The sequence below is a fragment of the Lactobacillus sp. UMNPBX16 genome (assembly GCF_002553775.1).
Lineage (GTDB): Bacteria > Bacillota > Bacilli > Lactobacillales > Lactobacillaceae > Lactobacillus > Lactobacillus crispatus.
Genome location: NZ_PCYU01000002.1, coordinates 14771 through 37547, shown reverse-complemented (window position 1 = coordinate 37547; position 22777 = coordinate 14771). Strand labels below are relative to the sequence as shown.

Annotated in this window: 23 protein-coding genes and 4 pseudogenes; 16 read left to right on the top strand and 11 right to left on the bottom strand. The window is 37.6% G+C overall.

Features of this window, described 5'->3' with window-relative positions; all coding sequences use genetic code 11:
* Nucleotides 1–176 precede the first annotated feature (176 nt).
* Complete coding sequence (locus CP367_RS00330) at nt 177–611, bottom strand: hypothetical protein (protein WP_035443615.1); 435 nt, start codon at nt 609–611, stop codon at nt 177–179.
* Nucleotides 612–802: 191 nt separating this feature from the next.
* Between CP367_RS00330 and CP367_RS00325 the strand changes: the two genes are divergently transcribed.
* Nucleotides 803–1882, top strand: coding sequence for an NB-ARC domain-containing protein (locus CP367_RS00325; RefSeq protein WP_005721691.1), 1080 nt, complete (start codon nt 803–805; stop codon nt 1880–1882).
* A 68-nt stretch (nt 1883–1950) separates the two neighbouring features.
* Nucleotides 1951–2157 carry a hypothetical protein gene (locus CP367_RS00320; RefSeq protein ID WP_233186489.1) on the top strand — a complete coding sequence of 69 codons (207 nt, stop codon included), beginning with the start codon at nt 1951–1953 and terminating at the stop codon, nt 2155–2157.
* Nucleotides 2158–2300: 143 nt separating this feature from the next.
* On the opposite strand, the gene CP367_RS00315 is transcribed toward CP367_RS00320, so the two are convergent.
* The 3 genes from CP367_RS00315 to CP367_RS00305 all read right to left on the bottom strand — a co-directional run bounded on the left by CP367_RS00315 (nt 2301) and on the right by CP367_RS00305 (nt 3458).
* Nucleotides 2301–2675, bottom strand: a complete 375-nt coding sequence (locus CP367_RS00315; protein WP_233186488.1) for a type II toxin-antitoxin system PemK/MazF family toxin — start codon at nt 2673–2675, stop codon at nt 2301–2303.
* The gene (locus tag CP367_RS00310; protein ID WP_013085715.1) at nt 2662–2937 is read right to left on the bottom strand and encodes a hypothetical protein; all 276 of its coding nucleotides are present in this window, start codon (nt 2935–2937) and stop codon (nt 2662–2664) included. Before CP367_RS00310 ends, CP367_RS00315 begins: the two co-directional genes overlap by 14 nt.
* Nucleotides 2938–3041: 104 nt before the next feature.
* Nucleotides 3042–3458 (bottom strand): hypothetical protein, encoded by a 417-nt coding sequence (locus tag CP367_RS00305; RefSeq protein WP_005718396.1) that lies wholly within the window; start codon nt 3456–3458, stop codon nt 3042–3044.
* 152 nt (nt 3459–3610) lie between these two features.
* Here CP367_RS00305 and CP367_RS00300 point away from each other — a divergent pair, with 152 nt between their 5' ends.
* From CP367_RS00300 to CP367_RS00285, 4 genes are all read left to right on the top strand, one after another.
* The gene (locus tag CP367_RS00300) at nt 3611–3826 is read left to right on the top strand and encodes a hypothetical protein (RefSeq protein WP_005718397.1); all 216 of its coding nucleotides are present in this window, start codon (nt 3611–3613) and stop codon (nt 3824–3826) included.
* 34 nt (nt 3827–3860) lie between these two features.
* Nucleotides 3861–4133, top strand: coding sequence for a DUF2922 domain-containing protein (locus CP367_RS00295; protein WP_005724048.1), 273 nt, complete (start codon nt 3861–3863; stop codon nt 4131–4133).
* Between the two features lie 523 nt (nt 4134–4656).
* Nucleotides 4657–6030 (top strand): SLAP domain-containing protein, encoded by a 1374-nt coding sequence (locus tag CP367_RS00290; RefSeq protein WP_089145676.1) that lies wholly within the window; start codon nt 4657–4659, stop codon nt 6028–6030.
* Between the two features lie 185 nt (nt 6031–6215).
* Nucleotides 6216–7730, top strand: a complete 1515-nt coding sequence (locus CP367_RS00285; RefSeq protein ID WP_089142955.1) for an ATP-binding protein — start codon at nt 6216–6218, stop codon at nt 7728–7730.
* A gap of 156 nt (nt 7731–7886) precedes the next feature.
* On the opposite strand, the gene CP367_RS00280 is transcribed toward CP367_RS00285, so the two are convergent.
* Nucleotides 7887–8306 carry a hypothetical protein gene (locus tag CP367_RS00280; protein ID WP_013085720.1) on the bottom strand — a complete coding sequence of 140 codons (420 nt, stop codon included), beginning with the start codon at nt 8304–8306 and terminating at the stop codon, nt 7887–7889.
* Nucleotides 8307–8493: 187 nt separating this feature from the next.
* Between CP367_RS00280 and CP367_RS10745 the strand changes: the two genes are divergently transcribed.
* On the top strand, nt 8494–8658 hold the full coding sequence (locus CP367_RS10745; RefSeq protein ID WP_155515509.1) for a hypothetical protein: 165 nt from the start codon (nt 8494–8496) through the stop codon (nt 8656–8658).
* 189 nt (nt 8659–8847) lie between these two features.
* Here CP367_RS10745 and CP367_RS00275 read toward each other — a convergent pair whose 3' ends face one another.
* Nucleotides 8848–9339: a sigma-70 family RNA polymerase sigma factor gene (locus tag CP367_RS00275; RefSeq protein WP_089145677.1), complete on the bottom strand. Its 492-nt coding sequence runs from the start codon at nt 9337–9339 to the stop codon at nt 8848–8850.
* A gap of 213 nt (nt 9340–9552) precedes the next feature.
* Nucleotides 9553–10422: a hypothetical protein gene (locus CP367_RS00270; protein WP_089145678.1), complete on the bottom strand. Its 870-nt coding sequence runs from the start codon at nt 10420–10422 to the stop codon at nt 9553–9555.
* 192 nt (nt 10423–10614) lie between these two features.
* Here CP367_RS00270 and CP367_RS00265 point away from each other — a divergent pair, with 192 nt between their 5' ends.
* Nucleotides 10615–11508: an Rpn family recombination-promoting nuclease/putative transposase gene (locus CP367_RS00265; protein ID WP_089145679.1), complete on the top strand. Its 894-nt coding sequence runs from the start codon at nt 10615–10617 to the stop codon at nt 11506–11508.
* Nucleotides 11509–12345: 837 nt separating this feature from the next.
* Here the strand turns inward: CP367_RS00265 and CP367_RS00260 are convergent.
* Complete coding sequence (locus CP367_RS00260) at nt 12346–13725, bottom strand: SLAP domain-containing protein (RefSeq protein WP_089145680.1); 1380 nt, start codon at nt 13723–13725, stop codon at nt 12346–12348.
* A 281-nt stretch (nt 13726–14006) separates the two neighbouring features.
* On the opposite strand from CP367_RS00260, the pseudogene CP367_RS00255 reads away from it, so the two are divergent.
* A pseudogene (locus CP367_RS00255) lies at nt 14007–14342 on the top strand (RNA-guided endonuclease InsQ/TnpB family protein); the annotation flags it as partial.
* 690 nt (nt 14343–15032) lie between these two features.
* Here CP367_RS00255 and CP367_RS00250 read toward each other — a convergent pair.
* Nucleotides 15033–15227, bottom strand: a pseudogene (locus CP367_RS00250) (ISLre2 family transposase); the annotation flags it as partial.
* A 21-nt stretch (nt 15228–15248) separates the two neighbouring features.
* On the opposite strand from CP367_RS00250, the gene CP367_RS00245 reads away from it, so the two are divergent.
* From CP367_RS00245 to CP367_RS00230, 4 genes are all read left to right on the top strand, one after another.
* On the top strand, nt 15249–15530 hold the full coding sequence (locus CP367_RS00245; RefSeq protein WP_089145682.1) for a hypothetical protein: 282 nt from the start codon (nt 15249–15251) through the stop codon (nt 15528–15530).
* A 363-nt stretch (nt 15531–15893) separates the two neighbouring features.
* Nucleotides 15894–16325 carry a CopY/TcrY family copper transport repressor gene (locus tag CP367_RS00240; RefSeq protein ID WP_089145683.1) on the top strand — a complete coding sequence of 144 codons (432 nt, stop codon included), beginning with the start codon at nt 15894–15896 and terminating at the stop codon, nt 16323–16325.
* Nucleotides 16326–16458: 133 nt separating this feature from the next.
* The gene (locus tag CP367_RS00235) at nt 16459–18612 is read left to right on the top strand and encodes a heavy metal translocating P-type ATPase (RefSeq protein ID WP_089145684.1); all 2154 of its coding nucleotides are present in this window, start codon (nt 16459–16461) and stop codon (nt 18610–18612) included.
* 52 nt (nt 18613–18664) lie between these two features.
* Nucleotides 18665–18829 carry a DUF2933 domain-containing protein gene (locus CP367_RS00230; RefSeq protein ID WP_080542591.1) on the top strand — a complete coding sequence of 55 codons (165 nt, stop codon included), beginning with the start codon at nt 18665–18667 and terminating at the stop codon, nt 18827–18829.
* 207 nt (nt 18830–19036) lie between these two features.
* On the opposite strand, the pseudogene CP367_RS00220 reads toward CP367_RS00230, so the two are convergent.
* Nucleotides 19037–19513: pseudogene (locus CP367_RS00220) on the bottom strand (type III restriction endonuclease subunit R); the annotation flags it as partial.
* Nucleotides 19514–20049: 536 nt separating this feature from the next.
* Here CP367_RS00220 and CP367_RS00215 point away from each other — a divergent pair.
* The gene (locus tag CP367_RS00215; RefSeq protein ID WP_089145686.1) at nt 20050–20676 is read left to right on the top strand and encodes a CadD family cadmium resistance transporter; all 627 of its coding nucleotides are present in this window, start codon (nt 20050–20052) and stop codon (nt 20674–20676) included.
* Between the two features lie 85 nt (nt 20677–20761).
* Nucleotides 20762–21010: pseudogene (locus CP367_RS00210) on the top strand (IS3 family transposase); the annotation flags it as partial.
* 196 nt (nt 21011–21206) lie between these two features.
* On the opposite strand, the gene CP367_RS10735 reads toward CP367_RS00210, so the two are convergent.
* Nucleotides 21207–21365, bottom strand: a complete 159-nt coding sequence (locus tag CP367_RS10735) for a hypothetical protein (protein ID WP_023488447.1) — start codon at nt 21363–21365, stop codon at nt 21207–21209.
* Between the two features lie 173 nt (nt 21366–21538).
* Between CP367_RS10735 and CP367_RS00205 the strand changes: the two genes are divergently transcribed.
* Nucleotides 21539–22765, top strand: coding sequence for a glucosaminidase domain-containing protein (locus tag CP367_RS00205; protein ID WP_089145687.1), 1227 nt, complete (start codon nt 21539–21541; stop codon nt 22763–22765).
* The last annotated feature ends 12 nt before the right edge of the window (nt 22766–22777 follow it).

Here is a 22777-nt window from a genome sequence, read left to right as displayed (position 1 = left end):
GAAAATGCCACGATGACATTTTCCCTTGTTGTACCTATTTTCGTCTATTTCGCTGGACAATGCAAGTGAGATTTGTCAGAAATTGAATCTAGAATTTGGTGATGATAAAGTTAGTGCATTATAATAAAAAATATGCAGTAAAAAAGCTCCCATACAGGGAGCCTTTTTGATATAAATTATGAAAGTGATGAAGGAATCTTAGTACGTTGGTCTTCGTCCCATTTTTCCCATGCTTCATAAGTAAGCATTTCTTCTGGCTTAACACCAGTCTTTTCTTCCATGGTCTTAAGCAAGTCCTTAAAGTTGTAGTCGTGGTATTGTAACACATGATCAACCAACTTCTTGCGTGGGAAGTGGATGTTGTTTAAAACATAGCGATTGATATCAACCATGTTGTGATTTTCATCGTAAAGGTTGATAACTTCAAGATCGTCTTCATCGAATTCAGCGATGTAGAAGTTAGCGAAGACCTTTAAGTAATCAGGTTGTTCTTTGAATTCTTCCTGTGGCATAGTAGTCTTGTTAGCTTCTGGCATTACGACTTTAAGGTCGTCGTTTTCTTCATTTTCTTTATTAGCTTGAGCTTGAGCGTTCTTTTCTTCTTCAGTCAAAGTTGTTACCCCTTTATTTATAAATAAATAGATACAAAGTCAATAATAATTTTACAGACTTCTACAAATAAAAGCAAATAGAAGTGGTTGAGAGATGCAAAAGTATAGAAGTCAGTTTTGATTAGTAAAATGGAGTAAAATGAAGTAAAATATAAATGTAAAAAGTAAAATGAAGTAAAATGAGGAAAAATATGTATAATGAAAATCCTTTTGATGCTGAATTTGGCGGGATCCCAGAGCTATATCTTGATTTTAATGATGATGCAGTTAAATTTGCTCAAAGAGCCCATCGTCTCAAGAAACATCCAACTTATTCTCTCTTTATTACAGGGGTACGAGGTTCAGGAAAAACAGTTTTTATGAACAAAGTGGGTAAAGAACTAAAAAAATATAAAGATACTATGGTAGTCACTTTGCACAATTCTGATGATCTTTTTCGAATGATGTATATCAAGCTAGTGCCTATGCTAGATAAAATCAAAAAATGGACGCCATCAATTTCTATTAAAGTTCCTTTTGTATCAGTAGATTTCACTGAAGCAAATGAAAAGCATGATGAAATATATTATAAAGTAGAAATTAACAAGATTCTTAAAGCTTTGAACAAAGTGGGGATTCGTGTTGCATTTTGTATTGATGAAGTGTCAAATACACCCACAATTCAAAAATTGGCTGAGGAATTCAACGACTGGAGCCTAAATAACTATCAAGTTTCAGTGATTATGACCGGACTATTAAGTGAAGTGGCGGAACTATCAGGCACACATAATTTAACCTTCTTGGTTCGGGCGGATAGGTTTCACGTCTCTAAACTATTTGCGTCGTCAATTGCCAGAACTTACATGGATGTATTAGACATAACAGCTAAGCAAGCAGAAATTTTGGCAGATATGTCAAAAGGCTATGCTTATGCATTTCAATTGATCGGAGATTTGATGTATGAAAATTTGAGTCAAAAGATGACGTTTGAAAAAGCTTTGGAATATACTAAACTTAGATTCCGTGATGTACTTTTCAACCAAGCGTATGATGTAATTGCTCATGAATTAACGGATGTGGATTTTCAATTTTTGTACGCTATGGCGCAAGATAATAGTATTAGTTCAATTATTAGGACTATGCAAAAAAGTAAGCAGTATGTTAATAGCTATCGTGCAAAATTAATTAAATATGATCTAATTAAGCCAATAATTAGGGGAAAGGTCGGTTTTACCTTACCTTTGTTTAGAGATTTCATTCAAGCAAAGTATGATGAACTTAATTGGGGCTAGAATTTATTGAAAAAATTCGGCAGAAAATCACAGAAATGAACGCAGATCCAGTTTGGAGGGATACTATTATGGACTATGAGACTAAGCTAGCTGAAGAGCGTGAATACGGTGAAGAAAAAGGAATTTTAAGTGCAACAGTGAATGCAATTAAGAAGATCATTCGTCGTAACCGGAGCTATGGTGTATCAGATTCCAAACCTTTGGAGGATCTGACAGAAGACTACCATGATTCTGTTTCCCGGGATCAAATTGAACAAATGATGAAAGAAGCCTAGGTCTAATGAAAATAGCCGCTACTCAATGTGAGTAACGGCTATTTTTTACTTCTCGTCATCAGCGGAGCTAGAACTTGCGCAGATGATTGATCGTTGCTTGAGGAAGCCGCGCTGGATTGGTTGATGGATGATAATTTAAGTAATTATTCTTTTGAAAAAATATTTCTTACTTGTTGGAGTAAATTATCGAATTCTGTTGATTCTTTTATGTGGCCGATTATTTTTCCATGACGGGCAATGAAATCATACGATAGCATTTGAAATAATAATGCATCTCCATTTGTGTGACTAGCATAATCTAGCACATAGAATCTAAATGGATCATCTCTAATATGGTTATGAGTAATTGCTAGTCCTATTACTAATCCAGACTTTTTAGTGTAAGCATGTCTGCTCACTACTAAATAGCGTCTACGAATATTTCCTTTTTCAGGATCATGTCCACCCATTTCGTGACCAGCATGTGGTTCAGCATCGATCATTATTATGTCACCTTGATGGACATCAATCCTTCTCATTTGCTAGTTCCTTTCCGACAGGTTTGACTTCTCTAGGATTGTATCCTAATTCTTGGTATTCTCGCTTTATTTCAGTATCATAATCATAATCGTCATAAGCGGGGTCTGACCATAAATCATAATTGTTTTTAGCAATTCTTTTGTATACAATATCACCGTTTTTATTTACATCAACAGAGAATTCTGTATTAAGTGGAACTTTGATAGTACTTGGAATGGTAAGCACTATTGAATTTCCTTGTTTTCTAGCCTTGACTATCATAATAAGCCTTCCTTATGCTAAAAATATTTTATTATTTAAGTATATACTGTGAATACAGTGAGCACAAACAAAAGGAGCCACAAATTGGCTCCTTTTTCGTTTGCTTACTTGTTATCATCAGCAGCAGAGCTGGAACTTACGGCAGATGATTGATCGTTGCTTGAGGAAGCCGCGCTGGATTGGCTGCTGGATGATTGTTCCTGCTGGTGATCGCTTGAAGAAGATGAAGAACTTGATTGATCATCTGACTTCTTGTTTGATGAGCTGGACTTCTTGGACTGCTCTTTATCCTTATCAGATGAGGATTTTGCAGAATCATCCTGACTAGAATTGTCTTTGTTAGAATCTGCATCAGAATTATTAGATTTTTGCTGGTCAGGATCAGCGTTCTTTTTATTGGAATTATTATAGGAAGTATTATTGTGCGTTTGAGTGTTGGCATGGCTAATGTAAGCACCGGCGCCACCTCCACCTAAGATGAACATCGCAGCAATAACACCCCAAAAGACCAATTTCTTCATAATAATAAACTCTCCTTATTTTTAGAAAAAATATTAACGAATTTGAGCCAATTGGTGACTTTGAATCGTTAGTTATAGTGTAAGACATCCGGCCGGCAGGTTGATTACAAAATACTCAATTTTAACTAATTATTAAGAGGTAGAAGAAAAATATGAATTACGAATTAACTGAACAATCAATCCAATATGTATTTGGCAACAAGAAGTATAAGAATGGGCAAAAGACCCGTAACTTGAAGAACGTAAAGACTGGCGCTAAGGCAGATGAGTTGCAAAAGGTGGGTCAAGCAATTGCTAGTTTGCAAGAAGACTCACTTGATGAAGCATACTTAGTGCAGAAGTCACGTCTTGTACCAGCAGCTGAATAAATTAACGAACATATTTAGGAAATAAGGAGAAAAAATGATGGCTAAAACTACTAAGACTATGAAGTTAACTTTCTTGAACGGAGAAAAGAAGAAAATTAGTATTACATTGGGGGATGCAGTCGATAATCTAACTGCGGATCAAGTACGCGGTGCGATGAACACGATTGCGGAAGCCGATGCATTCGAGAAAGATGGTGTTGCATATTATCACACTCCTCAATCAGCTGCATACATTGAACGCACTGTTACTGATATCTTTAATGATTCAGCAGAATCTGCAGTTGAGCCTGCAGCTAAGCAAGACTAATCTGGACTTGCTTGACCAACTAATTAGCTTGGTCAAAAGGCTCAGGAGAAAATATCGCAAGATGTAGAGTTCACACTTAGACCTTTAACAGAAATCGTATAGTAATATTACTTTTTCAATTGATTTTGTTACATCGTTGTAAAATTTAAGAAAAAGTAAAGAAACAGTAAAGCGGGCGTATGCTCGCTTTTTCTTGTTGTGTCTAGGATTACGGCATTTTGTTATTTTAGATTTGTGTGAATGGTATTGGGATAGGGAATAGGTGAATTATTACAAAAGCAAGATTGTAGTCAATTTAACTTGCTATTTTTTGGTGAGGTTAGTACAATATGAATCGTGGTAAGTAATAGGACGTGCTTCAGGCGTGTCGCCTGTACGCATGCTGATCCTTCAGCAAGACTACTACCTCACGAGAGTTATAAACTCGTGGATCTTGCTTTGAATGATTTTGTACATTATAGGCTCCTACATGCTGAACCTATGGCCTATTACATTTTTTATATTTCAAGGAGGAAAAGACCACATGAAGAAAAATTTAAGAATTGTTAGCGCTGCTGCTGCTGCTTTATTAGCTGTTGCTCCTGTTGCTGCTTCTGCTGTTTCTGTTAACGCTGCTGACTCTACTGCAACTACTACTGCTAACGCAAGCAAAGCTGTAACTACTGTTGATCTTGGTGGTAACAACTCAGCAACTGTTGCTCAAAATTCAGATGTAAATCTTGCTACTAACTTTACTGCTATTGCCTATGTTGCAGGTCAAAATGGTGCTCAAGGCACAAGCGGCGTTGTATCTGGTTCAGTATCAGCAACTTACAACGGCCAAACTTACACTGGTAATTTAACTACTGATGTTAACAAGAATACTAAGGTTTACAATGCAACTACTAAGAAAGAAGTTGCTGTAAATTCAGCTGATTTTGTTGCTGGTCAATACTACGCAGTTATTCCAAATGTTTCATTTAACTTTGGTCCTGCTAACGCAAACAAGAAGGTTACCATTGCCCTTAAGGGTGGTGTATTAACTCCAGCAGATAAGAGTGTTAAAGCTGGTGAAAGTGTTACAATCACTTTAGACCAAAACGGTGTTGCAAACTTTGCTGAAGTTCAAACTCCTAACTTTAAAGCTGTAAATCCATTTAGCAACGCAACTGTTGCATGGTACAACAACAACGCAGTTGCAACTTCAGCTAACGTAACTGTTAACGCTGGTAGCAACAACCTTGTAAATGTAAACCAAATCGTTGCAGCTTTGAACAATTACAAGCCATTCGAATTAAGCCGTGGTGACAATGGTAACGTAACTTCAACTTCACTTACTTCACCAATTACTGCTGAAGAAGTAACTAACCAATTGAAGAAGCAAAACATTACTGTTGATGGTGCTGGTTACTTTACTGCACCAACTTCATTAAGTTTGTCATTCACTGCTACTGCAAACAACAGTAACGCATCAGCTGCTTTACCTGTAACTGTTTCAATTCCAAATGGTAAGGTAACTACTGTACCAAGCCAAAGCAAGACTATTAGGCACAACGCATACTACTACAAGGAAGATGGTACTACTCGTGCCAACAACGACAAGGCTAAGCGTTATGAATCAGTAACTGTTGCTATGTCAACTAAGAAGATCGGCAACAAGGACTTCTACGAAGTAATCAAGGATGGCAAGGCTACTGGTATGTACATCAACGCAGACAACATTGATGGTACTAAGCGTACTTTGAAGCACAACGCATACGTTTACAAGACTTCAAAGAAGCGTGCTAACAAGGTTGTTCTTAAGAAGGGTGAAGAAGTAACTACTTACGGTGGTACTTACACATTCAAGAACGGCAAGCAATACTACAAGATCGGCAACGATACTAAGAAGACTTACGTAAAGGCTTCAAACTTTTAATTAAGTCTATGTAGTAGATAAAGATAAAACGAGGCATTCGCCTCGTTTTTCTTTTGCTCTAGTTTTCATTATTCTTACACTTCATTTGTAGTCACACATATTAGTTAAGGCGAACAGTAAGTAGCTAATCTACTGTATTTTCCATGATATAATTAAGCAAGTATATAATACGAGGAAGTGTATTAATGAAACTAGATGACATTAAAAATATGGAAGCTACTTATCTTGATTACAAGGAATCATTGGAGACTACTAAACCTGTAAGTTGGCTTAAATCTGTTGTAGCTTTTGCAAATACTAAAGGCGGGCATATTATCTTTGGTGTGACTGACGAAGAGCATAAGTTTATTGGAATAGATAATTTACAACAAACTTCTTCTAAAATCTCTGAACTTATTTCTACCCGAGTTTCACCTTGGCCTAGATTTACATTAGCTCCTATTGATAGTGAATATTCAGATAAGAAATGCATTGATCTAGAAGTCGCTCCTGGTCCAGATTATCCATATTATTATATCAATACGCAAGAACATGCTATTTTTATGCGGCATGGAGATCGTTCAGAAAAAGCAACACCGATAGAGCAAAATAATTTACTGCTAAAAGGAATGAACAAAACATTTGATGCACTTCCGACTAGCTATAAATTACCAGATGTAAGTTTCACCTTATTAGCTGCTACCTTTAAGAAAGAAACTGGTGAAGACTTTGATATTTCACGCGATTTAATTTCGATGGGATTTGTAACACAAGATAATATCGTGACTAACGCAGGGCTATTACTGTGTGATCAAGGTTATTTACGCCAGTCTAAGATTGTCTGTACTCGGTGGAAAGGAATCGAAAAAGGCAGTGTTGATGGAGATGCCTTAGATGATGAAGAATTTACAGATGCAAGTTTGATTACTCTGCTATCTAATGCAGAAGCATTTATTAGAACCAATTCTAAGAATCCTTGGACAATTCGTGGAATGCGACGAGAAGAAAATAGCGACTATCCATTCAAGGCTGTTCGAGAAGTTTTAGTTAATGCATTAATTCACCGTGATTATCAGATTCAGGGTTCTGAAGTACATGTTGATATGTTTGATGATCGGATGGAAATTGTGTCGCCTGGTGGCATGATTAATGGGAGTAGAATTCAGGATCTTAATCTAAAGCATGTTCCTTCTATGAGAAGAAATGAAATTATCTCTGACATTTTTGGTAGATTACATTACATGGATCGCCGTGGTAGTGGTATCCAACGAATTTTGAGTGCATATACCGATTTTGTAGAGCAGCCTATCTTCTATTCAGATGATACAGTATTTTTAGCAACTTTGCCCAACAGAGGAATTGCTACGCCAAAGAGTCCACTTCAGAGTGAGAAGAGTCCACTTCAGAGTGAGAAGAGTCCACTTCAGAGTGAGAAGAGTCCACTTCAGAGTGAGAAGAGTCCACTTCAGAATAAAGAAAGCAATATAATAAAAAAATGGAATGAAAAAGGTATAAATAAAATCTTTAGAGGACAAACCACTAAAAAATTATTAGAATTTTATATGAGATATAGCTCTAAGTATTCGTTTAATCGAAATTTACTTGCTAATTTTTTAGAGATAGCACCAAATTCTGCATCGAAAATTATTCAAAAATGTAGAGAGATTGGAATTATGCGAATGGAAAAACGCGGAGTTTACTTCTTTACTGATTTAGGTTGATAAATGCAAAATAATGTTAAAGATATCAAATAAATCACTATAATTATATTTTCAAAACGATACATCAAAACAAATAGAGTATCGTTTTTTCTTTTGCTCTAAAAAAGGCGTCGCTGTTGCGACACCTTGGAAGATAATTCTGCTGTGAACTATTGATTATTGTTTACTATAAACTTCATGTACTAGTTTGATAATTTTATCGTGGCTAAGCATATCGCCATAATTATTTGTGAGTTCTTGTAGGACTGTATCTTTAGTTCCATCCATTCGCTTAATAGTTAGGACTAGCTTTTTAGCATCTTCTACTTTTGCTTTTTTAGTTGCTTTTTTAGCAACCTCATTCATTTCGTATTCTAGCTTGTCCATGTCTTCGACCCACTTTCCGCTGTTCACGTAATGGTCGACATCCTTTTGCAAGCTGGCGATATAGCCTTCCGGATGGTTGATGATTCCGTTCATGTAATCTAGGAAATCAACCATCTTTTGGTTTAGATCATGATTATTGCCCTTGGAATTGAAAACCTTAACGTGCGTACCAGTCTTGAATTCTCGGATATCGACTTTTAGTTTAAACATATTTTACTTCATTTGATTCCATTACAGCACGTAATTTATCTAAAAGTTCCGTGATATCGTGAAAAATAGTAACTTTTCTTTCTTAATTGTTATATAAAGTTGCATATTACTTTTATTTTGATTTTGTTATAATTTTATTCGGTGCTTGTACCTCCTAATGTCCAGTCCATTAAAGGAGGTGAGTATAATGCGGGACATTCTTAATATAACTATTACGGCTGTAATTGCGCCGATTGTGGTGAGCGTTTCCGTTCATGCACTTAACGAAGCCTATGACGATTGGCTAGAGAGTCATCGCTGCAAGAAGCGAAAGCATAAGCGCAATAAAAGAAGACAGCACAGGCACCGATAGTTAGCTATGAGAAGGCTTTTGTAGTGCTTTCAATAATTTAGCGAAAATAAAAACCATTGCTCAACCGGAATTCGAGTAATGGTTTTTGTTTGCACTTTTTTGAATATAATGCAGTTTTCTTAATATAACCTACACCTAGTATAACATAATTTTTTTCTCTGTATAGTCTAGCACCTGGTTCATTGTTTACTATTGTTCCATTACAGCACGTAATTTACCTAATAACTGCTTTTTTAATCGTTTCAATGTAATGCGTGGTACGCCGCATTCCTCAACTAATTGCGTGATTGTCTTCTTCTCAAGCAAATGTTCAAACAGAATTACTTGTTCAAGATGACTAAGCTTCTTAGCTTCATTCTTTAGTGCAACAAGGTTGTCCCAAGCTGCAGCTTCACCAAGATCATAGGCTTTATCGATGGCTGTATTACGTTCGCACACTCGTTGTTCGCGGCGTAGAGTATCAATTATATGCCAGAGAAGCTTCTTGAAACTCAATTTATCAATTTCCGTACGCGTTTTTTGACCATCTAGCTTGCGCAACATCTCGGCATACAAAATTACACCTTCTTGCAACAGATCTTCATAGAGATGATAGTCCGGTCGAACATGTGCCGCCTTTAAGGCACCACCAACTAACTTACGATTGTTCCATGCTTCTTCGAAATATTTTTGACTTGTCATTGTGACATTCTCCTTAAGTGATGTCACAAGCGCTTGTGTACTATTAGATTAGCAAGATTGAATCCGCAGAAAAACTTAGTGGTGAGATGCTTTAATCCCAAGTGTTGCATGTGTTTGTTAATTTCTACGATAAGCAAAGCCAAGTCAGATAGTACCTGACGAAGAACAGATGATAGTCAAAAAAGTGCAAAAAAATACAGCTCATGAGAGCTGTTAACGATTATATCTGATCTTAATAATCTGCTTAGTAAAAAAGCGGTGTTCACGGTGCAAATAATCTAATGGCTTAAATTCTTTTACAATTGTAAGTAGATGCAAGTTTAAAACATGATTATAGAATTTGTCAGCTAGCTTTTTGAAACTATCAACAGCATACAAGTCCAGTTGCACATAATAGTTGGAATTATGCAGGATTGAGTCAGAATTAATGACTGTTACGCGAAGATTATTTTCTTGCAACATATGCTGATAATATAAGTCAGAATAATAATGATTATGAAACAGATACTGACCAATTATCTTCGTAAGATTGGGCTTAGGAGAATCAAAAGCAAAATTATAAACCAAGCCGTTTTCATCAAGTGCAATACTGTTGAAAATAGCTTGATCATGGCGTTTAACGTGAAAGTCTTTAATCCAGTGCAAGCAAATCCAGTCCGTGAAGAAGTTTCCACTAAATGCATGCATTGAAAAATAAAGCACATTGTACATGACAATCCCTTGATAGATATCAACTCCAGCCTCGCGAGCTAGCATTCTCTGCCAAATCATATCGCAATGTACGGCATGCCGCATCAAACCTTGCATCATGGCATGTGTTGACTTTTGACTAAGCACAATTCCACGATTCAGGTCGAAGGCTACTGCCTTATATTTGCCTAAGATAGGATTTTGCTTGAACTCATAGACTGCCAATGTGTTCTTATTGAGTCGATATTTATTGTCATACTTGATGTATTGCTCTAATTGCGAGTCATTCTCAATTCTCCGCTTGGTAAGGTCTTTGGACCAATTACGATATTTTATGTCAGTGGGCAAGCTAATAATCCCCAAGTTACGTTGCTTGTAGGCTGACACATCCATCACACTCCCTATGTTTGAATATATCTATATTGTTTTAAATATTGAATAGTATTATACAGTATGAAGCATTGATTGTATAGCTAGAAATTATTATGCTGAAAAAACAATTTTATAAAAAATTTTGCCGATTTTTTGCGTAATAAACAATAGAGGGTAAATTTTATCCTACTGTTTTTTAGAAAGAGGTGCGCAATGAAAAATACGCACAATAACAGGCAATGGTTTGGTTTTTCAGAAGACAAAGTTTTTGGTGAAATCATGTCCAATCCAGCTTTTTGCAGACATGTTTTGCAAGGAATTCTGCCGGAGATCCCAATTAAGAAGATCTTTCCGCCTAAGAAGCAAGAAGTAATCATCGATCCTGAGCATCGCGATCAAAAAGATGTCCGACTCGATATTTTTGTTGAGGATATTAACGGCAACCTTTACAATATTGAGATGCAGCGGTCAGACGATGACGATATTGCTCGTCGCATGCGCTATTATGCTTCGAAAAACGATCAAAGGTATACTCTCCACCAGGGCTATACTTACAATGATTTGAAAAATGTCTTCATTATTTTTCTTTGCACGTTCAAAACTAAGCAAAAAGTTGCAATCAAGTCTACATACCAAACTATTAATGTAGACAATCATGCAGATATATTGCAGGATGGCTTGACTAAAATTATAATTAACTCAAACGGAGTTCCTGATGGAACCGAGACTGAAACATTACTTAATTTAGTCAAACTCATGAAAGATTTACCGGTACATGGCGATAAACTCTTTGATAAGGCACAAAAACGCATCGAATCAATGAATGCCGATCCAGAATGGAGGGATACTATTATGGACTTTGAAACTAGAATGCTTGAACGCGAGCAAGTTGGTGAAAAGAAAGGCCGTATGGAAGGCGAGAAGAAAGGCAGAAAAGAAGGCGAAAAGAAAGGCCTGCAGCAAGGTCTTAAAACAGGTGCGCTTACCTTAGTCGCTTCTTTGAAAGATGTTGGCTGCACTAGCCAACAAATCCTGCAGCAATTAAAGCAAAAGTATGGCAACGTATTCTCTGATAAGCAGTTAGAAGAATTTCTGAAACAGAGCTAAGTTGTAACAACAATATTTTCCAAGATGTCGCATAAGCGGCATCTTTTTTGAGCCAATCCATTAATTTAAACGTAAATACTGCAAACAAACCATGAATATAGAAAAATATAAAAAAATATGCTAACATGTTCATATAAAGATGAAACAACTTGCATGTGCGAGAATTAAGACACAAAAAAATCGCTACTCTAATCGGACAAATGAGTAACGATTTTTTGTTTCACCAAATTTTATAGCATTAAAACTAAATGTATTGGCTGAGGGTATCGCAACAGCGGTGCCTTTTTTTAGAGCCAAAAAGCGGTATTTATATGATTGATTGCTAATCAAGGCAATTAGAAAAAACTGATGATCATTGAGATCATCAGTAAAAGGTGCAGATTAGGTGAGAAAAAAAGGAAAATTAATTAGATTTACTTTTACTGAACATCTTTCGTATAAGATTGGGCATTGCTTCAGCTTGAGCTATTAATCCGATATACCATATAAAATAATAGCTTTCCTTTGAAAAAGACTGTTAAGCTACACAATACACAGCCTAACAGTCCAACAAAATTATAAAAGTCACAATAAGAGGACGGACAGGACCATATCGCCTGTCAAGACTAACGATCAGATATAAAGCCTCTGTCGGGCACCATAGCGCCTCACAACTATAGCGAAAAAACACAGCATTATATCAGCCTGATTTGATTTTTTCTATGAAAAATTATAACAATATTATAATCTAAATTCAATTATTTTTACTTAAACATTAGTCAAAGTCATGCTTATTTTTCAGAGCAAAAGAAAAACGAGGCAAATGCCTCGTTTTCCTTATATACTACTTAGACTTAATTAAAAGTTTGAAGCCTTTACGTAAGTCTTTTCAGTATTGTTGTTGATCTTGTAGTATTGCTTACCATTCTTGAATGTGTAAGTACCACCGTAGGTAACAACAGTGTCACCCTTCTTAAGAACAACCTTGTTTGCACGCTTCTTTGAAGTCTTGTAAACGTATGCGTTGTGCTTCAAAGTACGTTCAGTACCATCAATGTTGTCTGCATTGATGTACATACCAGTAGCCTTGCCGTCCTTAATTACTTCGTAGAAGTTCTTGTCGCCAATCTTCTTAGTTGACATAGCAACAGTTACTGATTCGTAACGCTTAGCCTTGTCGTTGTTAGCACGAGTAGTACCGTCTTCCTTGTAGTAGTAAGCGTTGTGCATAATAGTCTTGGTTTGGCTGTCAACAGTAGTCTTCTTACCGTTTGGAACTGAAACAGTTACAGGTAATGAAGCAGTCTTGCCGTTAACATTTGACTTAGCATTCAAAGTTACAGTGAAGGTATCAGGTGCTTCAAAGTTACCAGCATTGTCAACAGTAATGTTTTGCTTCTTAAGTTCAGCCTTAACAGCTTCTGCATCAGTAGTAATATTTACTGGATTGAACTTCTTGTCACTGTATTGAACAGCGTTGTATTGGTCTTCCAATTTATTAAGAAGGTTAGTTACATTCATCTTACCGTTTTGTGCAAGATCCATGTACAAGCCTTTGGTTTCAGTAGTACCACTGTTCTTGTTAATGAAGAATACAGCGTTAGTATTTGATTGGTCATAAGCAGTAAGTGATTGAGTGTAAGTCAAATCAGTTGCATTACCAAATTGGTCTAACTTCAATTCAGTTACAGTCTTATCACCTTGCTTAAGAGTTGCACCCTTAGGAAGGTTGAAGCTTACAGTCTTGCCGGCCATACTGTTACCAAAGCTAAAGCCAACACCCTTAAGAGTTAAAGTGTATGTTTGACTAGCGGTTACAGTGTTTAAGTCGTTTTGAGCCTTGTTATTAGTTGCATCCCAGCTGTAAACAACCTTGTTATCTGAACCAACGATAGTAGCTTGCTTAGCAGCATTAGCTACGTTTAATGATACGCTAGTACCATTAAGGTTAGCAGTTAATTCACCACCAAAAGTAGCATTAGCAGTTACGGTATTACCTTCCTTAACTGGTGCGTTTAAGCTGAATGATGATGATACATTTACAGTATTTTGAGCGTTAGTAGCAGTGTTACCTGCACCGTTCAAGTTAAGTGATACATTGCTGTTAGTAGTTGCTGAAGTGTTAGCAGTAGTAGTTGCAGTAGAGTCAGCAGCGTTAACAGAAACAGCTGAGGCAGCAACTGGAGCAACAGCTAATAAAGCAGCAGCAGCGCTAACAATTCTTAAATTTTTCTTCATGTGGTCTTTTCCTCCTTGAAATATAAAAATGTAATAGGCCATAGGTTCAGCATGTAGGGAGCCTATAATGTACAAAATTCTTCAAAGCAAGATCCATGAGTTTATAACTCTCATGAGGTAGTAGTCATTGCTGAAGGATCAGCATGCGTACAGGCGACACGCCTGAAGTACGTATATTGTGTACTCGATTTTTGCCAAGCGATGAAAGGGTGGTTTTTGTCCTCTTATTTGCTAGGGGTAGGTGGGTGGGTTTTGTCCGCTGCGTGATTTTTGGGATGAAAAAAGAACTAAGAAGCAGAAACCTGTTAAAGAATCATGCCTTATCTCAAGCTATTTCAGATGTTGGCTGGCGTAGTTTCCTGAACATGCTGGCTTATAAGGCAGATCTATATGGCAAAGAATTTCTAACAATTGATCCTAACTACACCACCCAAAGATGCCATCAATGTGGCAGTATTATGGGCCAAAACGGTTATAAGAAATTAACCCTTAGGGATCGAGAGTGGACTTGCCCAATCTGTCGAACGCACCATATTCGTGATTGGAATGCCGCCGTGAACATCTTAGAAAAAGGATTAGGCAAGTGGCAAAATCCTAAAATAAAAAAAGCAGCCTAAGCTAGGCTGCAGTCCGCTAGCAACTCGCGGACTCAAAAGGCTTTGGTAATTAGACGACCTCTATCGGCAATAGTCAAAAGATTATTGCTGGTAAGTCAAATCCGTATCTAAGCAAGTTGGTGTTCTGGTTGGTGCAAGCTAACAAGCCACCAAGCCCAAGACTTCAGTCTAGGGTAGTTGACTATTGATACATGTACAGATAAAAATGCATGTATTATTACTTGTACTACTATCATAGTAAAATTGACATATTCATGAATTATTCAGTAGAATTAAAGCAGGCTTTCAGCAACGGTTAGCTACCGCGAAAGCTTAGTAACTTAGTGCTGACTCCACACCCCTCACAAATCCTGATGTTACGGAGGTGATGAGTCATGCCAAATTGGATAAGACTGGAGAGTGCGAAAGCCGCGTGATAGCTTGGTCTATTGCAATAAGTATAACGCTAGGCGCAGTTGGCAAATTTGTCATCAATCTAGCAAAAGCTTATGCGATAATAAAAAAAGCTAACCACAAGGGTTAGCACGAACCGTCACCTGAGTTACGATTGGGGTTAGCAACTTGCACTTGCTAGCTCCTTTTCTTTTATTATTATATGAAATAAAACCAAAAACTGCAATCAATTAAAATTTGGTGTAAGTGTAAATGTTTTTGCGGTAGCCTAAAAACCATTAGTCTGACCTTAATTCCTTAATAATTTATGTGGTTTAACATTCGATTGAATTTACTTAAATAACTTCCGCCAGCAACTTCTGTTGTTAACGCTCCATGTTGAATTCCAATGTGCGTTTCATGACGCCGCTTTAAGTTATCTCTAGCTGCTGCCTGTAATTTCTTGCTGATCAACTTACCTGTCTCAAAGTCACTATTGAGACATTGCTCTAAGCCGTGACAGCACTTTTTGAAATGCACGAAGCTATTAGCTACTTCCTTGTAGGAATACTGGATGAAAACAATGAAGAACTACAGAAAAGTGTAGCAGATGCACATTATTATGCTACTCAAACAGAACTTGATGCTGAAAGTATTGATGATAAACTTGCTTTAACCGTAGTCAAGTTACTGTTATTAGCTAAAAACGTACATACTTATTTTGCTACTGAGCTTGCTAAACATAGCTTTGAAGTTGAAATGCTGATACAAGCATTATGTGTTGAAATTATGAATAATGTTGAAAAAATTGCATAAGCACAATGAAAAAGTTACATTTATTAGTAACTTTTTTATTGTTTTGTGTTGATTTAGATGCTATAAAATGTGTTAGTATCTATAAAGCTTGCGAGGATAATTGGCTCATAACTTGAAAGATCAGCATTTTCAGGGCGGGCTACTACTTTCAATTTATGAATACAAAATATGTTAATCTTTCCCACGGTAATATCTTTTAAGTTCTTGATATAAAGAACTATTTTCTAGCAAGTATTCATTATAGTGAAAAATTCCTAGTATTTTCTGGCAGAAAGGTTGCATTATTGTGACTACAATTGTAAACTAATAAGTGTTAGGAGGTTACAAACGTAAACTTAGAATTCAATTAATGGAGGAAGCCAATTGAAGGATGCAAAGAATGTAACCATCACCGATTCTGAATGGATGGTTATGAAAGTAATTTGGACAATGGGACATGCGACTAGTCGTGAACTAATTGATGCTATGAACGAATTAGAAGGCTGGTCAGCTTCAACAACCAAAACGCTACTTCACAGGTTGATTCAAAAACAGGCGGTTGCGCAGCATGGCGGCAGTCGACCATTCACGTATAAGCCGGTTGTTGGCGAGAAGGAATCAATGGCAGCAGCGGCAGATGATTTGTTTGACCATATGTGTGCGATGCGGGCTGGTTCAACAATTGCCGGCGTTATTCAGTCAAGGGAACTCTCACGGGCGAATATTGCGAACTTACAGGCGATTCTAGCTGAAAAGGCCAAAACAGCGCCCGAAGAAGTTCAGTGTAACTGCTTGCCAGGTGATCAAACGTGTTAAGACTGTGGTGTTCTGTTTACTTTTAGGATTGCTGCACAAAAATCCCGAGCCCGGGGATTTCCACACAAGGAACTTATATTTAGGCTTCTAACCGCTTTGCTACGCACACTTATTTTTAGGAGGGTCGATAATCATGGAAAATAAAGAGGAACATATGAACATGAAAAACATGAGTGCTAAGAATATGGAAAATAATGAATCAAATATGAGTCATATGGATCACGATATGACCGAAACGGATCACAGCCAAATGAACATGAATCACGGTGATATGGATATGGCTGGGACCGACATGATGATGCACGGTGGCTCAATGATGCATATGGGGAATTTGAAAGTTAAATTTTGGGTCTCCGTTGTCTTAGCGATTCCAGTTTTATTGTTAGCACCAATCATGGGTTTAAACGTTTCCATCCTTAGTTTCAGTTCACCGCTAATTGTTGGCATTATCATCGTTTTGTTTGATACGGCACTTTACTTTTATGGCGGAATGCCCTTTTTAAAGGGGGCTAAAGCGGAAATTCAGAATAAATCTCCTGAAATGATGACGCTAGTAACCCTTGGAATTTCCGTTTCGTATTTCTACAGTTTGTACGCATTTATTGCCAACAACTTCTTGAACCCGGCAAATCCTGTAATGGATTTTTCGTTCGAACTTGCAACCCTGATTTTAATTATGCTTCTAGGACACTGGATTGAAATGAATGCATTGATGGGGGCTGGGAATGCATTACAAAAGATGGCGGCTCTGTTGCCTAAGACGGCCCATCTAGTTACAGATAATGGTGAAACAAAAGAAGTGCCAGTATCTGATTTAAAAGTTGGTCAAGCTTTCCAAGTGCGTTCAGGTGAGAGTATTCCAGCCGATGGTGTTATTACGGCTGGGGAGTCGACCGTGAATGAAGCACTGGTAACCGGTGAATCTGCTGCCGTTACCAAGAACGTTGGCGATAAGGTCATTGGTGGTACAATCAACAATAACGGGACGCTAACGGTTAAAATTAGTGGTACTGGTGACTCCGGCTATCTTTCTCAAGTAATGAAAATGGTTCGAAATGCCCAGCAAGCTAAATCTAAAGCAGAAGATAAAGCTGATTTAGTTGCCAAGTATCTATTTTACGCGGCACTTAGTGTTGGGATTATTGCTTTCTTTGCCTGGTTACCCCAGGGATTGGCGACTGCAATGACGATCATGGTGACCGTCTTCGTGATTGCTTGCCCGCATGCATTAGGATTAGCGATTCCATTAGTGGTTTCTCGTTCTACTACGATTGGCGCTCAAAATGGGCTATTAGTTCGAAATCGCCAAGCCATTGAAGCAAGTCAACATGTTAGCCACGTTCTCTTGGATAAAACTGGCACGTTAACAGAAGGTAAATTTACGGTGAATGCATTGATTCCAAATGATGGGATTGACGAAACAACGTTATTAAGCCGACTGGCCGCCCTTGAAAATAATTCGACTCATCCACTGGCCCAAGCAATCATTGCTGAAGCCCAAGCGAAGGACATTGAAGTCGTTGCGGCTGAAAAGTCTCAAAATATTCCGGGCGTTGGTATTTCCGGTAATATTGATGGCACTGACTATATGATTGTTAATGGTAACTATTTAACGAAGCAAGGGATCAGGTTTGACAAAGCCGCTGCTGATAAATGGGCTGCTAAGGGTAATTCCGTCAGCTTCCTATTGCAGGGCACCCAAGTTCAAGGAATGGTTGCTGAAGGCGACACCATCAAAGCGAGTGCTATGGAATTAATTAGTGGTCTTCAGAGGCGAGGAATTACCCCCGTAATGCTCACTGGCGATAATCCAAAAGCCGCGGAACACGTTGCTAACTTACTAGGATTGACTGAATTCCATGCAGGCCTATTACCAGATGATAAGCAAAAGATTATTGCTGATTATCAAGCAAAGGGCAATCACGTCATCATGGTTGGTGACGGCGTAAATGATGCACCAAGTCTTTCCGCGGCCGATATTGGAATTGCAATTGGTGCCGGAACCGATGTTGCCATTGATTCCGCTGATGTTGTGTTGGTTAAATCAGAACCCAGCGATATTTTACATTTTCTTGATTTGGCTAAAATCACAAATCGGAAAATGGTTCAAAATCTCTGGTGGGGAGCAGGCTACAATATTGTCGCAATTCCACTCGCTGCCGGTGTGTTGTCATTTATGGGAATCACTCTAGACCCAGCCGTTGGTGCTGTGGCCATGGCGATGTCGTCAATTATCGTGGCAATTAATGCGATGGGATTGACTGGTAAAAAGATTAAAAACGTGTAATTAAGTGATGACAAAAACTTATTATAGAAACAAAGCAAAAGGAAGTGAAACTATGTCACAATGGATTCTGATAGCCCTTTTTCTTCTAGCACACCCACTCATGATGCTATTTATGCACAAGGGTATGCACGGTGGCTCTGGTAGTATGGGCTGCTGTGGAAACAACACTCAACAAAATTCCAATAATACTGAAAAGCCACGTAAAAAAGTCAATTAACTTGGGGGTATATATTATATAAAAATATTAACTGGTAGTCGCGGTGATGAGGTCCATGAACACCTTTACGAAAATGGTCAAAGACGGGTTGGTCATCGTATACTAAAGAAAAATACAGTGACAAACAAGTAATGACAAAAATAGGAGAAAGACCAGCTGGTAGTTTGGTCTTTCTCCTATTTTTAAGTAATAGTCTTCGTCATTAATTTATTCTAAACCGAATTCTTTATCAATTAATTCTTGCAGCTTACCATTTTTAGCAGCTTCTACTGCATCAGCTTGTTTAAAATGGCTTGTATCAAGTGCACCTTTGATCGAATTATCGAATCCCAAAATATAATTTGTGGCAATTAAATAAATGATTCGTGTTGGAGCTAAGCCGTATACTTGGTGATTAATAATATGAAGAATCCGTTCACGATCATCAGGGTAAAACTGCTTCATGACAGGGTTTGCGTACAATCTTTTAACAATTTCAGTGATATACAAACCAGATTTCATGTATAAATCAGCAAATGTCTTGTTAGGATCATCAAATATACCTGGATTGTTGGCTTCCAAGTCATCAACCATGTGCTTTACAACCTTTTTAGGCGTGAAGATTTGGTTGGTCTTTTGTGGCGGAATATAGTCGAAGATGTCCTCTTCATTGTTTTCATCAAAGTAGTTGCGGAGCTTGTATTTCAAGTCAAATTGGCAGAAACAACAAAATCTTAGAGGTTCGGAGAAATGATTATGAAAACGTTAGATAAGGTTATTGTTGATATGAGTGACCCTGCTTTCCCTTATATTCTTCAGCCTATTGCTGAAGATCGATTGAAAAAAATGCATTCTAAATAGTTAATTCATTTTCTTGTGGTTAAGCTAACACTAGCCTGCCCCGCTCGGGTAGAGTTCTGCATGAGATGCGCTCGCTATGCAATAGCCCGTCGGAGGTTTTTCTAGCCGGATAATAGGCGCAGAAAAATAGCAGTTCTCCCAGTAGGAAGGGAGAACGCTACTACCTCGTAGAACCCACACTTTGCCTTGTAAAGTATAGTTGGTTATACTTACTTGGAAATAATCACCGAATTCCAGTTAGAAACTATTTTGTAACTACGTTTTGAGGAGGATAAAATGCGTTCTTACGTCCGGCATTACCCACTAGCGATAGCTAAATTAATGTGTCTGTGCTCCCCTAAAATCTGCTGATTTATTACTGACTAATACAGGAGGTTTTTATGGGACAGACAATCATATCTGCTATTGGTGTTTATATTTCCACCAGTATAGATTATTTAATTGTTTTGATTATTTTATTTGCACAGCTATCACAGAATAAACAGAAATGGCATATTTATGCTGGGCAATATCTAGGCACGGGCTTACTTGTAGGGGTGAGTTTAGTTGCTGCTTATGTCGTCAATTTCGTGCCTGAAGCATGGATGGTTGGATTGCTTGGTTTAATCCCTATCTATTTAGGGATTCGCTTTGCAATTGTTGGAGAAGGTGAGGAAGAAGAAGAAGAAGAGGAAGAAATTATTGAAAGATTAGAACAAAGTAAGGCAAATCAACTGTTTTGGACAGTTACATTGCTGACAATTGCGTCTGGCGGAGATAATTTAAGTATCTATATACCTTATTTTGCTTCGTTAGATTGGGCACAGACCCTCGTGGCGTTGCTTGTGTTTGCAATCGGCGTAATTATCTTTTGCGAGCTTAGTCGGGTGCTATCCTCTATTCCGTTAATATCCGAGACAATTGAAAAATACGAGCGAATCATTGTGCCCTTAGTATTCATTCCACTTGGACTATACATCATGTATGAAAATGGCACGATAGAGACTTTTCTAAACTTTATTTTATAGATAAAAAAGCCCCTTAAATGATATGACCCCCGAAATTAGTGTTCTAATTTCGGGGGTTATTTTCATGACTAAATAGACTAAAGAAATCAAACTTGCTATCTACCACGAATGGGTAAATGATTACAGAAGAGGCACCTACCTTAGCCGGAAATATGGGATGGGGCGTGGAGGAATCCAGTATTTGGTGGGCTTGATTCAAAAACATGGTGAAGATATTCTGGATCGCCCTCAACAGAAATATACTGCTGATTTCAAGCTTGCTGCCATTGATAGAGTTCTGCTAGGCGGTGAAGCACTTAGACAGGTTTCTCTAGACTTAGGACTTGCAAAAACAGTCCGTCTTTTTATAGAAATTATAAAATTTGTACTTTAACTCGCATAAATCGTAAATATCTAATATAGGGATGCTGAGATCGCAATTCTAAGAACAAGTTTATTAAAGCTATTAATAATTAATCAAATAAGGTCACAGAAACACAAAAAATCTAGTTAGCAAAAAACTAACTAGATTTTTTAATATCTTTTACTCATTAGTAAGCAATAAAGTGATCAGAGTGTTCTTGGCGACCATCCTTGTTACGTTCTTGCCATGAAACTGAAAAACCAAAGTAAGTAGTTTCTGGGTGATCAATAGAGTTATAAGTCAACATGATTTGGGCATGACGAAGTTCAACTGTACTAAAGAGCATTCCAACTACATCATTGTAAACAGAACGTTGTAAAGTAGACTCTTTTGGAATATTTGAAGCTTATCTGTAAAATATTACAAATGTTACTTTTTTACAATAAATCTGTTGAAACGCTTGTCTAGACCTGATTTGCTGGATACAATGGAGGTGTTACATTAAGGAGGACACGTTTTATGAAGAAGAGACTTTTGACCAGTTTTGCTGCTGCCGCTATGCTTACTTCTGTAGCTGTGCCAGCAGTAAACACTACGATGATGAATCAGGCCTCAAGCCAACGAGTTTCTGCCGCTACCGCTGATCAAACTGCATTTTTAAATAAAGCTGCTAAACAAGCAGTTAAAGCAGCCAAAAAATATGGAACTTTGCCATCAGTGATGATTGCCCAAGCAATAACTGAGTCAGGCTGGGGTAAATCAGGGTTAGCCGTGAATGCCAACAACCTTTTTGGGATGAAGGCTGATAGTTCTTGGACTGGTGAAACTTATACTACCAAGACTAGAGAAGAAGACAAGAACGGTAAGAGTTACTATATTACTGCCGCATTTAGAAAGTATCCATCTTTTGAACAATCATTTGAAGATAATGGAAGCAAGTTGAGAAATGGTGTTTCTTGGGATCCATTGCGTTACAAGGGTACTTGGATTGAGAATGCTTCAACTTATGCATCAGCTACCAAGGCTTTGACTGGGACTTACGCTACCGATTCTAAGTATGATAGGGCTTTGAATAGTCATATTACTAGTTTGAATTTGACCAAATATGATCCTGTAACTATTAATACTACGAGAACTTATACTGCTGGTAAGGATAGTTCAACTTATAATTGGCCAACTGCTCCATCTGTTGCCAGTGCTATTGGCTCTGTTAAAGCTGGTGAAAAAGTAGTAGTTACCAAGACTATTACTTTCCATGATGGTTCAAGCAGAATGTATATTGATGGTCGCGGTTGGGTTAATGGCTCAGTTTTGGACAAGAGCAGTTCTGCAACTAAGGAACCAGTAACTCAGGCACCTAAGAATGTGAAGCCCGTTTCTAAGAACTTGATGCATAATGCCTATGTTTATGACCAAAATGGTAAGAAGTTAAAGGGCAAGATGTTCAAGACCAGTGATGAAAATGGTGGCAAGTGGATCAACACTTACGGTACCAAGACAATCAAGGGTAAGACTTACTATCGTGTCGGTGAAAATGAATACATTGCAGCTGGCAATATTGATGGTACTTTGAAGTTCTTGAAGAAAACTTCCTATGTTTATAATCAATATGGCAACCGCGATAACAATTTGAAGCACAAAAAGCATAGCCAAATTGCCACTTATGGTAGTGCAGTAACAATTAATGGTAAGAAATACTATCGAGTAGGTATTCGTCAATACATTAAGAAATCAAACTTCATGTAGTTAAGGAAAGAA

Excerpts from the sequence above, each read along its gene's own strand:
- CP367_RS00325 (WP_005721691.1), top strand. The coding sequence starts at position 803 with ATGTATAATGAAAATCCTTTTGATGCTGAATTTGGCGGGATCCCAGAG.
- CP367_RS00320 (WP_233186489.1), top strand. The coding sequence starts at position 1,951 with ATGGACTATGAGACTAAGCTAGCTGAAGAGCGTGAATACGGTGAAGAA.
- CP367_RS00315 (WP_233186488.1), bottom strand. The coding sequence starts at position 2,675 with ATGAGAAGGATTGATGTCCATCAAGGTGACATAATAATGATCGATGCT.
- CP367_RS00310 (WP_013085715.1), bottom strand. The coding sequence starts at position 2,937 with ATGATAGTCAAGGCTAGAAAACAAGGAAATTCAATAGTGCTTACCATT.
- CP367_RS00305 (WP_005718396.1), bottom strand. The coding sequence starts at position 3,458 with ATGAAGAAATTGGTCTTTTGGGGTGTTATTGCTGCGATGTTCATCTTA.
- CP367_RS00300 (WP_005718397.1), top strand. The coding sequence starts at position 3,611 with ATGAATTACGAATTAACTGAACAATCAATCCAATATGTATTTGGCAAC.
- CP367_RS00295 (WP_005724048.1), top strand. The coding sequence starts at position 3,861 with ATGATGGCTAAAACTACTAAGACTATGAAGTTAACTTTCTTGAACGGA.
- CP367_RS00290 (WP_089145676.1), top strand. The coding sequence starts at position 4,657 with ATGAAGAAAAATTTAAGAATTGTTAGCGCTGCTGCTGCTGCTTTATTA.
- CP367_RS00285 (WP_089142955.1), top strand. The coding sequence starts at position 6,216 with ATGAAACTAGATGACATTAAAAATATGGAAGCTACTTATCTTGATTAC.
- CP367_RS00280 (WP_013085720.1), bottom strand. The coding sequence starts at position 8,306 with ATGTTTAAACTAAAAGTCGATATCCGAGAATTCAAGACTGGTACGCAC.
- CP367_RS10745 (WP_155515509.1), top strand. The coding sequence starts at position 8,494 with ATGCGGGACATTCTTAATATAACTATTACGGCTGTAATTGCGCCGATT.
- CP367_RS00275 (WP_089145677.1), bottom strand. The coding sequence starts at position 9,339 with ATGACAAGTCAAAAATATTTCGAAGAAGCATGGAACAATCGTAAGTTA.
- CP367_RS00270 (WP_089145678.1), bottom strand. The coding sequence starts at position 10,422 with ATGGATGTGTCAGCCTACAAGCAACGTAACTTGGGGATTATTAGCTTG.
- CP367_RS00265 (WP_089145679.1), top strand. The coding sequence starts at position 10,615 with ATGAAAAATACGCACAATAACAGGCAATGGTTTGGTTTTTCAGAAGAC.
- CP367_RS00260 (WP_089145680.1), bottom strand. The coding sequence starts at position 13,725 with ATGAAGAAAAATTTAAGAATTGTTAGCGCTGCTGCTGCTTTATTAGCT.
- CP367_RS00245 (WP_089145682.1), top strand. The coding sequence starts at position 15,249 with ATGCACGAAGCTATTAGCTACTTCCTTGTAGGAATACTGGATGAAAAC.
- CP367_RS00235 (WP_089145684.1), top strand. The coding sequence starts at position 16,459 with ATGGAAAATAAAGAGGAACATATGAACATGAAAAACATGAGTGCTAAG.
- CP367_RS00230 (WP_080542591.1), top strand. The coding sequence starts at position 18,665 with ATGTCACAATGGATTCTGATAGCCCTTTTTCTTCTAGCACACCCACTC.
- CP367_RS00215 (WP_089145686.1), top strand. The coding sequence starts at position 20,050 with ATGGGACAGACAATCATATCTGCTATTGGTGTTTATATTTCCACCAGT.
- CP367_RS10735 (WP_023488447.1), bottom strand. The coding sequence starts at position 21,365 with ATGCTCTTTAGTACAGTTGAACTTCGTCATGCCCAAATCATGTTGACT.
- CP367_RS00205 (WP_089145687.1), top strand. The coding sequence starts at position 21,539 with ATGAAGAAGAGACTTTTGACCAGTTTTGCTGCTGCCGCTATGCTTACT.